Origin of the sequence: Psychrobacter aestuarii, from assembly GCF_904846035.1 — a bacterium.
Taxonomy (GTDB): Bacteria; Pseudomonadota; Gammaproteobacteria; order Pseudomonadales; family Moraxellaceae; genus Psychrobacter; species Psychrobacter aestuarii.
The window spans coordinates 244,112-259,150 of the sequence record NZ_CAJGYT010000001.1 but is presented as its reverse complement, the minus strand read 5'-3'; the positions used below and the strand labels follow the sequence as shown (position 1 = coordinate 259,150).

At 50.9% G+C, this 15,039-nt stretch carries 10 protein-coding genes; 2 read left to right on the top strand and 8 right to left on the bottom strand.

The annotated features are described in order from the left end of the window. Window positions 1-7 precede the first annotated feature (7 nt). From JMW05_RS00995 to JMW05_RS00965, 7 genes are all read right to left on the bottom strand, one after another. A complete protein-coding gene (locus JMW05_RS00995) occupies window positions 8-3,925 on the bottom strand; it encodes an AAA family ATPase (RefSeq protein WP_201503570.1) in 3,918 nt (1,305 codons plus the stop codon). 59 nt (window positions 3,926-3,984) lie between these two features. Beyond that, the gene (locus JMW05_RS00990) at window positions 3,985-5,484 is read right to left on the bottom strand and encodes an exonuclease SbcCD subunit D C-terminal domain-containing protein (RefSeq protein WP_201503569.1); all 1,500 of its coding nucleotides are present in this window, start codon (window positions 5,482-5,484) and stop codon (window positions 3,985-3,987) included. Between the two features lie 197 nt (window positions 5,485-5,681). Beyond that, window positions 5,682-7,193 (bottom strand): siroheme synthase CysG, encoded by a 1,512-nt coding sequence (gene cysG / locus JMW05_RS00985; RefSeq protein WP_201503568.1) that lies wholly within the window; start codon window positions 7,191-7,193, stop codon window positions 5,682-5,684. A gap of 170 nt (window positions 7,194-7,363) precedes the next feature. Then, the gene (locus JMW05_RS00980) at window positions 7,364-8,137 is read right to left on the bottom strand and encodes a hypothetical protein (RefSeq protein WP_201503567.1); all 774 of its coding nucleotides are present in this window, start codon (window positions 8,135-8,137) and stop codon (window positions 7,364-7,366) included. 167 nt (window positions 8,138-8,304) lie between these two features. Next, complete coding sequence (locus JMW05_RS00975; RefSeq protein ID WP_201503566.1) at window positions 8,305-8,943, bottom strand: phosphoadenosine phosphosulfate reductase domain-containing protein; 639 nt, start codon at window positions 8,941-8,943, stop codon at window positions 8,305-8,307. A gap of 78 nt (window positions 8,944-9,021) precedes the next feature. Continuing rightward, on the bottom strand, window positions 9,022-9,609 hold the full coding sequence (locus JMW05_RS00970) for a DUF934 domain-containing protein (protein WP_201503565.1): 588 nt from the start codon (window positions 9,607-9,609) through the stop codon (window positions 9,022-9,024). Beyond that, window positions 9,602-11,287 (bottom strand): nitrite/sulfite reductase, encoded by a 1,686-nt coding sequence (locus tag JMW05_RS00965; protein ID WP_201503564.1) that lies wholly within the window; start codon window positions 11,285-11,287, stop codon window positions 9,602-9,604. Before JMW05_RS00965 ends, JMW05_RS00970 begins: the two co-directional genes overlap by 8 nt. Window positions 11,288-11,695: 408 nt before the next feature. Here JMW05_RS00965 and sat point away from each other — a divergent pair, with 408 nt between their 5' ends. Next, window positions 11,696-12,934 (top strand): sulfate adenylyltransferase, encoded by a 1,239-nt coding sequence (gene sat / locus JMW05_RS00960; protein ID WP_201503563.1) that lies wholly within the window; start codon window positions 11,696-11,698, stop codon window positions 12,932-12,934. 156 nt (window positions 12,935-13,090) lie between these two features. On the opposite strand, the gene JMW05_RS00955 is transcribed toward sat, so the two are convergent. Beyond that, window positions 13,091-13,594 carry a hypothetical protein gene (locus JMW05_RS00955; protein ID WP_201503562.1) on the bottom strand — a complete coding sequence of 168 codons (504 nt, stop codon included), beginning with the start codon at window positions 13,592-13,594 and terminating at the stop codon, window positions 13,091-13,093. Window positions 13,595-13,877: 283 nt separating this feature from the next. Here JMW05_RS00955 and JMW05_RS00950 point away from each other — a divergent pair, with 283 nt between their 5' ends. Beyond that, window positions 13,878-14,984, top strand: a complete 1,107-nt coding sequence (locus JMW05_RS00950; RefSeq protein WP_201503561.1) for a sulfate ABC transporter substrate-binding protein — start codon at window positions 13,878-13,880, stop codon at window positions 14,982-14,984. Window positions 14,985-15,039 lie beyond the last annotated feature (55 nt).

Here is a 15,039-nt window from a genome sequence, read left to right as displayed (position 1 = left end):
TCTCCAGCTACCCGCCAGCCACCTGCGCACAGCCTGCGCCTTCAATACGACTAAAGCCGCCTGAGCGCTTTTCGACTTTAATCTGTGTCAAAATGCGGTCTTTGAGCGCCTGTATGTGCGAGATGACGCCGATAAGTTTGCCTTCTTGCTGCAAGCTGGTCAGTGTGTCTAGGGCAATGTCTAAAGATTCTTCATCGAGTGTGCCAAAACCTTCATCCAAAAACAGTGAATCCACGCGGATATTTTGACTTGCCATCTGCGACAGTCCGAGCGCGAGCGCCAAACTGATGATAAAACCTTCGCCGCCCGATAGGTTTTTGGTGCTGCGAATCTCGCCGCCTTGGTGGTTGTCAATGACGTTCAGCTCCAGCGGTTTTTCGTCGTCGCGGGTGAGTAGATAGCGGCTACTCATTTTATACAGCTGCTTGTTGGCGTGCCCAATCATAATGTCAAAGGTCAATCCTTGCGCAAAGGTGCGGTATTTTTTACCATCGGCTGAGCCAATCAGCTTATACAGCTGTAGCCATATATCCAGCGCCGCCTTTTGGGTGGCCATGGCAGACAGCTGGGTTTGCTGGCTTATCTTTTTGGCGTCATTGTCTTTGAGCTGTTGACTGATTGCGCCCATGTGCTCTGCATACTGGGTAACGTCGGCTTGCGCCGCACGGTGCTTGTGAGCAAGGGTGTCTCTATCTTCCGTCGTGGCTGGGTTTGCGGTTGTCTCAGCCAGCGTATGCGTCAGCTCATCGACGAGTACTTGCGCTTGTTTTAACGCATAGTCGATATGGGCTTGCGCAGACTTTAGGCGGTTACGCTCATCCATCGGCAGGCGCGCTTTAATAAATGCTGCTTCATCCGCAAAATCAGAATCGCAAAGCGCATTTTGAAACACAGTTTCTTGGGTCTTTTGTGCCTGCGTAACGGTTGTTATTTGTTCGGTTAAGGCGTTTTGCCGCGTTATCAGCTGCTGCGTGCTGTGCTCGGCCGTATCCAGCTGGCGCTGTGCGCTGCTTTGCGCCTCTTGCGCCTGCGTCAGCGTGTCCCGCAATTCGCGCTCAGCGGCGTCAATGTCGGTCGGCGCAAAGGCTTGGGTACGCTCCTTGTGTAGACGTGCCAGCGTGTCGCTGCGCTCAGTGATGGTTTGCGCCAGCTGTGCGAGGGTAGCCGCGTCTTTGTCCAGCTGCGCATTCTTATTATCAATATGCGTGCGCAATCGCTCAAGCTCAGACTGCAAGCTGTGCTGTGCGGCTTGGTCTTCGGCGAACTGCTGTTTGAGCGCAATTAAGGCACGGCGCTGCTCGCGCAATATCTCAAGATGGGGGTGATAATCTGCTTCGCTTAAGGCGCGCTCGTTATCAATACTGTCCGCTAAAGGCTGCATGTCTTGCTCAGCGCGCTGTAATGTCGCGCGTGCGGATGCCTGATAGTCTATGCCTTCATAAACATGCAAACGCTGCACAATGTCTGATTGCAGGGTTTTTAATTCTACAAAATTCGCCGCCAGCTGATGGTTAACGGCGCTTAGCGCGCTATTGGTAATGCTAATATCCGCTTGATACTGTGACAGCGTACTTGCCAGCGCGTGCTGGGACGCCTCAATCGTCGTCAACGTTTGGCGGGCGCTGGTGAGGCGCGCACCAAGCTCGTCATAATGCACCAAGTCTTGTTTTATGCGCGTTTTGATTGCCCCCAGCTTGTCTTTGCTCGTAGCGATGTGCGTGAGTGCATCGCGGTCGTGTTCGGTGTGGCGCAGGGTCTGTACGAGCGTCTGTAATAAGGGGTCTATTGGGTCTGTCGATGTATCCGCCGTTTGTGACGTTATCTGCGCACGGTCACGTGCACTGGGCATGAGCGTGTCCATCAACGCCGCAATCGCGCTGGCGTGCTGCTCGATTTGCGCTTGGATTTTTTCTTGCTGTGTATGGATGCCCGTAAGCGTGCTTTGTTTACCCGCCTGCTCAATCGTTGCGGCAGTGACATCCGCCGTGCATTTGGCAATATGCGCATCTAAGGTATCAATGCGCTGCTGTAGCTGCATATTTTCACTGTCAGCGACCAAATTTGGATGCGCATTTCTATAAGGATGCTCATGCGCGCCGCACAGCGGGCAGGGGTGACCGTCCTTTAACTCGGCAATATAGTGCTCGAGCGCGGCGACTTTTTGTTGCAGTTGCAGCTGGTTGTGCTTGTCTTGGCGTTTGTCTTTACTGGCGTCAATCTCTTGGTTAATGTCGTCAATACGCGCTTGCACCTGCGCCAGTGCTTCGGAAAGCTGCGCGCTTTCTTCCTCATTTTGAGCATGCTGCACGGTTAATGTCTGACGCTGCTCGGTATGAAAATACAGCTGCGTTAACTGATAGCTGGTCTGGTCGATGTGCTCTAGTAGCACGCGCATTTGCGCCACGGCGTGTACTTCGGTGAGCGCGTCTTGTGATTGTTGCAGCTCGTTGATATGGGTTTGCGCATCGCTATGCCTAGCGGTGAGCTGCGCTTGCTGCTGCTGTTGTTTGTCAAAGGCGCTTTGCTGTTCGTCTAGCTGCTGCGTGTGGCGTGTCTTGTCGTCCGCCAGTGTGGCGTTTTGCTGCAATAGTGATTTTAAGCGGCTGCATTGATTATCAAAATTGGTAATATCGCTGTCTAACTGGGTCAGCTCGCCTGCATGGGCAAGTTTGCTCGTTAAAGCCCCCAGCTGGTTTTGCTTATCATCGAGCGTTTGTTGGTATGTCGTGAGTGTTTGGCGTAGCGTCTCTACGTCAGTCTGTAGCGTGTCATGCCTGCTGTTTGTCTCCGCTAAGGTGTATCGCTGCTGGGTCATTTCGTTATCAAGCTTACGTGCCGCAGCAATCTGAGGTAGGGCGCTTTGTAGGGCATTCTCTGCCGCATTTCGTTTATTCTGCTGCGCTGATAGCTGCGCTTTGGCATGTTGCGTGCGTGATTGCTGCTCAGGCAAGTCGTGCGCCATCTGCGCTGCCTCTGCGGACAGTTGCGCCAGCTGCGTGCGCGTGTGGGTAAGCTGGCTATACTGGCTGTCGATTTCTAGCGCTTTGGTCGCCGCATCGAGGCGGGCGGCATCGGCAACAAAATCTTGATCAGCTCGCTTGGCTTGCTGCAAGTCATGTTGCGCGCTTTGCAATTTTTCTTGTAACGCATCGACCGTATCGAGCCACGCCAGCTGCTCGCTTAGGGTTTTTAAGGTCTGCTGCGCGCCTTGTTGGCGGTGCTGATAATCTTGCAAGTCGGCGCTTAGTTGGCGCTCGGTATCGACGTCAAGCAGCTGTAAGCCCTCTAAGACAGACTGAAGCGCCTTAAGCTTGTCTTCCTCAGCACGTTTTTTTTCATGGACGTGCTTGGAGATGGTCGCGTAAATGTCCGTGCCTGTGATTTTTTCTAAAATATCTGCGCGTTCATCCGCTTTTGCCTTTAAAAATGCTGAAAAACTGCCTTGTGCGAGCAGTATTGAGCGGGTGAATTGTTGAAAATCCATCCCCGTCAGTTCAATAATTTTATTTTTGGTGTGTTTTAGGCTGCTCTCTAACAGTACCCCTTCTGCGCTGCTGTCGTCATGTTTGAGCTTGGCAATCTCGTGCGTGGCGTCCTGTAGATTGCCGTCCGCTTTGTTATATGCGCGGCGCTGCCCCCAGCGGCAGCGGTAGTGCGAGCCATTTAAATCAATAACCACCTCAGCAAAGCATTCTGCCGTCTGCCGCGTCATGACCTCGTTGCTGCTTTTGCTGATACTGTTAATGCGTGGCGTCTCGCCATACAGCGCCAAGCAGATGGCGTCCAAAATCGTGGTCTTGCCAGCCCCTGTCTGCCCTGTAATGGCAAAGATGCCTTCATTGACAAAGGCGGGGTCAGCAAAATCGATGTGCCATTCGCCTTTTAAGGAGTTGAGGTTTTTGAGTCGGAGTTCGATAAGGCGCATGTGTTGGTCTTATAATTGGTCAGTGGTGAATAAAAATAAGTGCTGGATGAGTATGTTAATTATTCAGCGTGTTTGTCGTCATGATGCAACTGGTGCAGTATCTGGGCGTAGGCATCGCGCAGTGTGGGTTTTTGACCATCAGCGATGGCATGCAGTGCCAAACAGCGCTCAAAGACATCCATTTCATTCAAATCTTGCAAAGTTTCGGTACTTTGTTGTTGATTCATCACTTTATCATAGCGCTGATTGTTTTTGATTTTAAGCACCTCGTGCGGCAGCTCGGCAACCAGCGCCTGTACCTGCTCGCGCAAATCGGTGATGATGTCGCTGCCATCATAGATGACCTCTAGCCAGTGTGCTTGGCTCGCAGGTAGCGCTTGGATAGCGCGCGTGATGTGGCGGATATCCCCTGTGACTTGGGCTAAAGGCTGGAAGGTGGGCACGGCTAATGGTGTGATACGCATATGTATGCCGTTTTTGCGCGTTATTTGTGGTGGTATTGCCACAGGATCGGCGGGCAGCTTTTCTTGGTCTAAAACGGTTGTTTCTTCGTCATCATCCAGCATATCAAAGCCAAACAAGTCATCTGTAAAGCCTGCTTGCGTATTTTGTGGCGCAGGCGCAGGCGCGGGTGTTTGTGCTTTGGGTGCTGGTTCAGTTGGTGCGGACTGTACGTTCATGTCAATCGGTGCGATGTCATTGCCAAATTGCACGAGCAACACTTGTTTTTGTTGTCGTGCTTCGCCAAAGCCCATAGCAATCGGCGAGCCTGAATAGCGGATGTGCTCACAGCCGCCCACGCGCTGCGGCACGTGCAAATGCCCAAGCGCCACATAATCAAAGCTGTCGCCAAAGGTATCGGCAGTGACTTTGCCAAGATTGCCCACATACAGCTCACGCACGCCGTCATCCTCGGTGGTCTTGCCGCCTGCCGCGAACAGATGCCCTGTGGCAATGATGGGGATGTGGCGCGAGTCGCTCGCCAGCAGCGCGGCTTGTTTTTCTTTAGCAATAGTAGCAACACGGTCATAATGCGCTTGAATACCTTTAACGACATTGGCATCCTTGGTGTCCATGGACTCGCCAGCGCTCGAGCCGCGCACGTCGCGGTCACGCAAATAAGGCACGGCCGCGACAATGGCGCTCGGCTGCCCATCGGCGTTATCGAGCACGAGGACTTCATCTTTAACATCGTCGCACGCCGTACCAATCACATGCACGTTTAGCGCCCGCAAAAACTGACTGGGCGCATCCAAAAAGCTCGGCGAATCGTGATTGCCCGCGACAATCACAATATGCTGGCAAGTGGACTTGGCAACCGCCGCCAAAAATTCGTAATACAGTGCCTGCGCGCGATTGCTCGGGGTCATGGTATCAAAGACATCGCCCGCCACGATTAAAATATCCACCTGCTGCGCGTGCATGGCGTCCTGTAACCACGCCAAAAACGCGGCAAATTCCTCATAGCGCATCTGTCCATACAGCCTGCGCCCCAAATGCCAGTCGGAGGTGTGTAATACGGTCAATGGTTTGTTAAGCGTTGGAGCAGCATTCGGCATAGGTCACAATATCGTCAGGAAACAAAAGCCTATTGTAACAAGAATTTGGGCAACTGACGTCTGATTTGGCAAGCTTGTGTAATGCGCTTTGTACTGTGCAAAGCGTAAGGCAATAAAAAACCCCATGTACGCATAAGGACATGGGGCGATTCAAGATAATGAGGTGCTGACAAAATGATAAGCGATAAAATAAACGCTTAGTCTTTATTAATCATCGACAGGGCATGGGCAATGTGCGCATCTGACAATACCGCATTGCCTGCCTGCCCACCGCGCAGCCAATTGCTGCTGGCGTCATGGTCATCATGCGCCTCATACCAAGACAGTGTATCGTGCAGTGCCACCACATCGCCCATGATTAATAGGGCAGGCGTGGGCAACTGCGCGCTCTGCTGCTGCTCGACGATGGTATTTAGCGTGCCTGTCAGTACTTGCTGATTGGGCATACTGGCATTGGACACAATCGCAATCGGCGTCTCGGCGTCGCGCCCCGCGCCAATCAGTCCATCAATCAAGCGTGGCAATGCGTGCAGCCCCATATAAAACACCACGGTTTCATTAGGATTTAACAGCGATTCAAACTGCTGGTTTGGCTCGCCCGCCTTTAAAAATCCTGTGACGTAGCGTACCGATTGCGCGTGGTCACGGTGCGTGAGCGGAATACCTGCATAGCTGGCTGCTGCGTTCGCTGCGGTAATGCCAGGTACGACCTCATAACGCACACCTTGAGCGCGCAGCTGCTCAATCTCCTCACCGCCGCGCCCAAAGATAAAGGGGTCGCCACCTTTTAGACGTACCACGCGCTGTCCTTTTTTGGCATGACTGACGAGCAGGGCATTGATGTCTTGCTGTGCGACCGCGTGATTGCTGCGTTTTTTGCCGACGTAGATTTTGTCCGCATCACGGCGGCACAAATCAAGCACTTGTGGCGACACCAGCGCATCATAAAACACCACGTCCGCTTGCTGCATCAGACGCAGCGCTTTAAAGGTGAGTAGCTCAGGGTCGCCAGGACCTGCGCCCACGATATACACCTCGCCTTGGCTGGTGCTGGCAGCGTGCTCGTCTTGAGGCTGGGCGGCGGCATTCAAATCGGCGCGCAGTTGCGCTTCGGCGTCGCGCTCTTTGCCTGCAAAAACCAGCTGACTGACGCGCCCTTCAAACGCCTGTTCCCAAAACTGGCGGCGGCGAGTCAAGGTCGGCAAGTTTGCTTTGACCTCATCACGAAAGCGACCCGCCAAGCCTGCCAGCTTGCCATAACCTTGCGGAATCAATGTCTCAAGGCGCGCTCGCAGTAGGCGGGCAAGTACGGGCGCTTGTCCATTCGATGAAATACCGACCACAATCGGACTGCGGTCAATGATGGCAGGAAAAATAAAATCACACAGCGGCGGGGTATCGACCACATTGACAGGGATACCAAGCGCGTGCGCATCATGATACACCTGCTGATTGAGCGGCATATCGTCGGTCGCGGCAATGACGAGGCGTGAGCCGACCAGCAAGTCGGCGCTATAGTTTTGGGTCAGGCGCGTGTGTTCAGGTGCACTTAATAGCGCGTGCAATGGCTCGCTAATATTTTGAGAGGCGACCGTGATGTGCGCGCCCGCCCGCTGTAATAAGTCAGCCTTACGCAATGCGACTTCTCCGCCGCCCACAATCAGTACCTTTTGTGCGGTTAATTTGAAAAATAGCGGAAAAGTATTCATAGCAGCCTCGTATTTCTATTTTTATTCAAGACACATGCCCTGATATGGCATCATTATGGCGGATAGCACATGCAGACTCACTTAATGAATTGGCATTAATATATTCTTATATGTAATTATAAGTCTATTATTTTTAGGTATTAGGAATAGATATAGTAAGCGATTATTTTTTAAGAAAACGCTGTATTAAATAATGTATCTATTAATACCTGCCTTTCTGTCTCAAAATTATCGCTGTTACAAATGCGCGTAATCTGTTGATTATCAGGCAAAGGCTGCCAGCCCGATTTTATGGTAAAACGGTATGGCGTATAGGTTGTGTTTGATGACAGGCAACAAGCAAAATTCCCAGCCAGCGGTTTACATTGCTTATCTGTCACTGGAGCATCGATAATATTGGTATTGGTGAAACCAAAGCCTTCAGTTGCAAAGTAATCAAAAGCACTATCTTTCTCAGGGATGATTTGTGAAATGATATCAATACCATTGACACCAAAATCTTCGTATAGCAAATTACCCGCACGATATGTCAGCTGTTTGTCTTTGGCTCGGTAACGGATCAACTCATCATTGATGGCGGGGATGTTCACGCTGTCTGCATACAATACCGTGTCTGTGTCATCAAGCTGTGCAATAAATTTTTCGTCTTTAATCACAAAAATACGATCGGGATGTTGGGCACTGGATAAAATCGTAAAACCATTGGTATGGTAGGGCACATAATGCTTGCCCAAGATTGGCTCAAGTGCAGTGTCTTTTACATTGCCATCATTATCAAAAAGCTGGTTGAGCTGCGTCTTAGAAAAACCATAGCGCTCTAAGTCTTGAGGATTGATATAATCAATTAAAGACATAGTGTTTATTTTTGCAGCATCGGTGTTCGTACTACAGGCGACAGACAGCGTGGCTAAAACAGCAATAAAAGAGGGCAATAGAAGTTTCATTAGTAAAAACTTAAATAAACGATGATTAGTCAATAATTGTAAACCAACTATTCATCCCAAACCAGCCAGCATTTTATTGATAATAATGACAAGTCACAGGCACAAAAAAAGCGATGACCAAAATCATCGCTTTTTATACTGATAAGTGCTCTAATCTCTAGGGCATATTACAGCTGCGTGTGCAAACCACACTCACGGTTTTCTTCAACTTTGGTTGGGTCAAAGTAATCAAACTCGTTTGGCAGGTTGTTTTCTTCTAGGTACACGTCTAGATCTGCATCTGTTTTTTCAAACAATGGCGCAACTTTTAACACGCCGTCTTTTGATAGGCTAAGTACGTCAAGGTTTTGACGGAATTCGGTCTGATCTTTACGAATCGCGTTGAACCAGACGTCAGGCTTTAGCTCAGCCAAAGCGCGGCGGAATGGCTCAAGTTTGACTTGCTCAGTGAACTCGTCATGTAGTGGGTTATGAATGCTTGGGATGCCATTCATGGTCGCGTCACGGTGGGCGCTGGTTTGTTTTGGAATGTAGGTCACCACGTTTAGGTTAAGGTCACGAATCACTTTGTTGGCAAACTGATAGGTGGCATCGGTGTTGTAACCAGAATCTACCCAAAGTACGGTGATGTCAGGGCGCTGCTTGGCGACCAAATGCAAAATCGCTGCTTCATAAGGGCGGAAGTTGGTGGTGATGATTGGGTTTTTGGCTTGGGTCAGTGCCCACGCTACGATTTCTTCTGGTGACTTGCCTTTTAGTTCGGCGTTGGCTTGGTCGATGTTCAGTTCTGGGTGTAGCTGGCTCATAGTGCTTCCTTAGTAGGGGTTGTCTATAAAGGATTCATCGCAATGTGAATCCATATTTTGTTTAAAATGATATAAAAATTAGCGGCTAAAGAGGGGCAATGCCTGCGCGTTGCGTCCGTCATAAGCGCTCTTTAGCGCGGTAAAGGCCTGTTCAATATCGCCTTTCATGTCATGCTCGCGCAGCACAAAGGTGTCTACACCGCAGCGCAATAGGTAAGGGATTTGGTCGCGACCAAACGCCCCTGCAATGCGAATCTCGCCAGTATAACCGAGCTGACGCAAGGTCTCAGCAAAGCTAAAGCCGCGCCCGTCTACAAAGCTTGGGACATGCAGCACAATCAAATCTTGCGCTAGCAAAAAGTCAGTCATGTCTGCAAGCGCATCGGCATCGGTGTTGGCAGTAATCCATACGCCAAGACGGCTGGTGTGCTCTTTGAGCAGGCTGTAGATTTGCTCTAACAGACCATTGCCCAGCTGACCGTTGGCATTTAGCATATCGGCAAGCGGTACCAAAACGCTTTGTTTTTCTTGACGGTTTAGCAGCTCAATCAAAGATACAGTTGATAAAGCAACACCATCAGGCAGGTTAGGCGTCTCAAGCGCCAGCCACGTATCGTCATGGCTAATGTCCTTGCCATGCGCGTTCAATACATGATGATTAGCCATACACTTTCTCCTTGAATGGGGCGATACCCACGCGCTCTACAACGGCGCTAAAATCTTCAACATCTTGTTCCGTGGTTTCGCGCAGCTCAAGATAGACGTCCAAAATGCTCTGTAGGGTGGTAGCGACATCGTCTGCAGGAACCGCTTTACCCAAAATCTTACCTAAGCGGGCATCATTGCTGGCATTACCGCCAAGGCTGATTTGATACCAGTGCTCGCCTTTTTTGTCCACACCGAGGATGCCAATGTCGCCTGTATGGTGATGCGCGCAGGCATTCATGCAACCTGACATGTTGAGGCGAATATCGCCCAAGTCATAGAGGTAGTCAAGGTCGTCGAACTGTTTTTCGATTTGCTCAGCGATGTTGTGCGTGGTGGCGTTCGCCAGTGAGCAATAATCCCAACCTGGGCAGACAATCATGTCGGTTAAGGTATTGATGTTGGCGCGCGCGAGGTTCAGCTCACTGAGCGCCTGCCATAGCGTGTATAGGTCATTGACCTCAACATCGGTAAAGACAAGGTTTTGCTGATAGGTGCTGCGAATCTCACCAAAGCTGTAACGCTCAGCAAGGTCGGCGAGGGCATCAAGTTGGGTATCGGTCACATCGCCTGCGGGCACGTAACGACCATCGACCAAGCCTGCTTTTAGTGAAATCACTGCCGCGCGGTAGCCGTCCACTTTATGCGCAACGGTGTTGTGCTCATACCAATCGGCAAACGCCTTGTCCGCATCCAATTGCTTTTGCAAGTCTGATTGCACTTGTAGCGCATCAAAGCCTTTGTAATCAGGGGCGCTAAAATAGCTGCTTGCAGCGGCAAAGTTCTCATCGGTCAAAGTCAGCGAGCCGTCTTTGGTGTGCTTTTCCCATTCAGCGTCAACAAGCTTGGCAAACTCACGCGCGCCTAGGCTCTCAACCAAGATTTTGATGCGTGCTTTGTACTTGTTGTCACGGCGACCGTGCAAGTTGTACACGCGAAGTACGGCATCTAGGTAGCTGAGCAAATGCTCACGCGGTAAAAACTCGCGGATGGTCTTACCAATAATGGGCGTACGACCCAAACCGCCGCCGACCAAGACTTCAAAGCCAATCTCGCCTGCGTCATTTTTGACGATATGCAGACCCACATCGTGTACTTGCGTTGAAGCGCGGTCAGTCTCGGTACCGATAACGGCAATCTTAAACTTACGCGGCAAAAAGGCAAACTCAGGGTGAAAGGTTGACCACTGACGGATAATCTCGCAATACGGACGCGGGTCATCAATCTCTTCTTTGTGGATACCTGCATAAGGGTCAGTCGTGGTGTTGCGGATACAGTTGCCTGATGTCTGAATGGCATGCATCTGTACAGAAGCAAGCTTTGCCAAAATATCGGGCACATCTTCAAGCTTGACCCAGTTCAGCTGAATGTTGGTACGGGTGGTAAAGTGCCCATAGCCTTTATCATAGGTGCGGGTAATGTCTGCCAAAGCGCGCAGCTGGCGGCTGGCAAGCAAACCGTAAGGGATTGCGATACGTAGCATGGGCGCATAACGCTGAATGTACAGCCCGTTTTGTAGGCGTAATGGCAAAAATTGCTCTTCTGGCAACTCGCCCGCCAAAAAGCGCCGTGTTTGGTCGCGAAATTGCGCGACCCGTTCGTCCACCAAAGCTTGGTCAGCGTAGCTGTATTGATACATGACGTAATCTCAATTTCAAATGGCAAAAAATGCACTAAAGCCAATAAGCGCTTTAGCGGTGAAAATGATTTGCGTGTGTTGTTATAGGTGCCGTGTACCTACAAACGCGATAAAACGGCGTCGTATGTCGCGGCATACTTATATAGAAGGCACTTTAACGTACCATGGCTTCACATCATATAAGCTCACCCCAAGAAACATAAATTCATTTAAGTCATATCCATATACAAAGACAGCATAAATTTTCATAAAGAAAGTTAGGTAGCCTATGCCATATACAGAATACAGATTGTCGGTGTGCCCATATTTTTTATTTGCGTGGGTGTCCCCATCATTATAGCGAGTGCCACGACGGATGACCATCCGCCACACGCTTTGCTATCTTAACATCAAACACTTGAGGTTTTTATGACATCATCAGTAGACCAATTGGTACCGCCACATGGCAGCGACACGCTAAAGCCACTATTGCTGACAGGCGCTGAGCGCGACGAGGCACTAGCAGCAGCAAAAGGCTTGCCACAAATCACCCTAAGCTCACGCGAGCGCGGCGATTTGATTATGCTGGGTATCGGTGGCTTTACCCCGCTAGATGGCTTTATGAACCAAGCCGACTGGCAAGGGGTCGTTGATGAGATGCGTCTAAAAACAGGCGACAACGCAGGCTTGTTTTGGCCGATTCCAATCACCTTGTCTGCACCAAAAGACATCGCCGATACGCTAAACGCCAATGACAAAGTGGCGCTCGTTGCCCAAGACGGCGAAATCATGGGCGTCTTAACCGTTGAAGAAACCTACACCATCGACAAAGAGCACGAGTGCCAGCAAGTCTTTACCACCACCGACCCTGAGCACCCAGGCGTGCAGCAAGTCTTAAGCCAAGACGATGTCAACATCGCAGGCAGCGTACAAGTCTTGAGCGAAGGCGAGTTCCCAACGCTGTATCCTGAGATTTACAAAACGCCTGCGCAAACACGTGAAATCTTTGCCGATAAAAACTGGAAAACCGTTGCCGCGTTCCAAACGCGTAACCCAATGCACCGCTCACACGAGTACCTCGCCAAAATCGCCATCGAAATCTGTGACGGCGTCTTGGTACACTCACTGCTCGGCGCACTAAAACCTGGTGACATCCCTGCCGAAGTCCGTCAAGACGCGATTAAGACCTTGATTGACAATTACTTTAAACAGGACACCGTCATTCAGGCAGGCTATCCGCTAGACATGCGTTACGCAGGTCCTCGCGAAGCCCTATTGCACGCACTGTTCCGTCAAAACTATGGCTGTAGCCACCTTATTGTGGGTCGTGACCACGCGGGTGTGGGCGATTACTACGGCGCGTTTGATGCGCAGACCATCTTTGATGAGATTGACAAAGACGCGCTTATCACCCAGCCACTAAAAATCGACTGGACATTCTGGTGTAATGCCTGCGGCGCGATGGCATCGAGCAAAACCTGCCCGCATGACGCTGAACATCATGTTAAAGTCTCAGGCACCAAGCTGCGTAAAGCGCTGTCAGAAGACCTTGACGTGCCAGATAACTTCAGCCGTCCTGAAGTGCTTGAGATTTTGCGTGCCTATTACGGCAGCATCGCTCGTGAAGAGCGCGCTGAGGTTAAGCTAACGGGCGCATCTGCGGTATAATGGCTGCTTCGCTTCGTTGCTAGTAAAACTTCATTGTTAATTAAAAAAAGGCGCTACCTATCTTGGTAGCGCCTTTTTTTGTGGCGTGGTGTTTTTGTGATTGACGATATATAGACGTGGCAAAGTAAAGCGTGCAGACAGCGTCTTGTCTTATGCTTAACTCAACGAATTGCTTGGCTGCGCCGTGGTTGATTTTTGATAATTGCCCGCCAGCGTTGCGCCGCCTGTACACAGATGGGCGAGGGCGTAGCGGTCTTGACCGTCAATCATCAGCTTGCCTTCTTTAAACTGCAAAAAGGTGCGCGTGTTGTTCGCTGAGGTTTCAAACAAAATCCCGTGCGCGTCATCTTGGCCAAGCAGTGTCGCCTTAGCATCAAAATAACAGCTTTGCTGCGGGGTATGGCGGGCGCGCACTTGGATATGGATTTGCTCAGCATTGTCCGCGCGTACACGTACCCACGCGCTGCCTGTGGCGCTCGCGGCAGGCACGTTGTCTAGCGTGGTGGTCAACTGATAATCGCCACTGACCGTCTCAGCAGCACTCGCCTTGGTCGCTGCCGTCGTTACAGCAGGCTGAGCGTGCGGCGGCGTCATCGATTGACAGCCCGTCAGCAGCGCCGTACCTGCCACAAAAAATAACCCCAATGCGGATGTTTTCATATATCTACCTTTAGATGTAAAGCGATCAAAAAGGGCACGTCCCTGTTGCCTACGTATGCCTGTGCGCTTAGGCAGGCGTGCTGCTCGTGTCATATTGTTGTCACAGATACCCAAAAGTAGCAAGTAAAAAGTCGCCTGCGTCCTCACTTATGCCAAGTTCAAGACACCATAAGCAAATTTGTCACTAAGCATCTTAAATAGCAGCTGTTAGTATGACCAACATCGACAGGCACGCATGCTTTGTTTGCCCGTCCCATCGACAGCCAGAATATAGAGATGACTCATGCCAACACCAACAATAATAACGGAAGACACCCAAAAGCATCCCGCCAAGCGTTTTGCTTGGTCCATCAAAGCCGCCACCTGCCTTGTAGGCGCGTTGAGCGTGAGCGCCTGTAACCAAGCGGCCTCGGAGCAGGGCGCGGGCAGCAGCAGCGATGTGCGCTTACTCAACGTCTCCTATGACGTCTCGCGCGACTTTTATAAAGACTACAATGTCTTGTTTGCCAAAGACTACAAGGCTACGCACCCAGACAGCAAAGTAAAAATCAATCAATCACACGGCGGCTCCAGTAAGCAAGCGCTGTCGGTCGCCAACGGTCTACAAGCGGACGTGGTCACCTTAAACCAAAACACCGATATGAACCTATTGGTTAAAAAAGGATTGGTCAGCGCTGACTGGCAACAAGCTTTCCCAGACAATGCCATACCGTATACCAGCACCATGGTGCTGTTGGTGCGTAAGGGCAATCCCAAGCAAATCAGCGATTGGTCAGACCTTGCGCGTGCTGGGGTAAAAGTCGTCATGCCGAACCCAAAGACCAGTGGCACAGCGCGTTATGCGTTTTTGGGCGCGTATGGCTTTGGTCTGCACGCCTTTAAAGAAGACCCGCACAGCGAACACGCGAAGACCGACGACTATATGCAAAAACTGCTCAGCAACGTTGTGACCTATGACAACGGCTCGCGCGCGGCGACCACCAGCTTTTTGCAGCGTGAATTGGGCGACGTGCTCATCACCACCGAAAACGAAGCGCATCTGGTCGCAGGCAAATACGCCAAAGGGCAGGTTGAGCTGATTTATCCCAGCTACTCTATCCAAATCAAAAACCCCGTGGCCGTCGTCACTGCCGTCACTGAAAAAAATGGCAGCACCGAAGCCGCCAAAGCCTATCTAGACAACCTATGGCAGGATGACGCACAAGAGCTGATGGCGAGCATGTATCTGCGCCCAAGCAATCCAAAGATTTTGGCAAAGCACAAAGACACCTTGCCCGACATCACCACCTTTGAGGCGACAGGCGTCTTTGGCTCATGGGAAACCATCATGGACACCTTTTTTGTGGATGGCGGTCGTTTTGACACCCTAGCGCAATCACCTGCCTCTTAACTGCGGCAGCCATGACCAAAATGCGCAGTGCATACAGGCGTATGGCATATCGCTT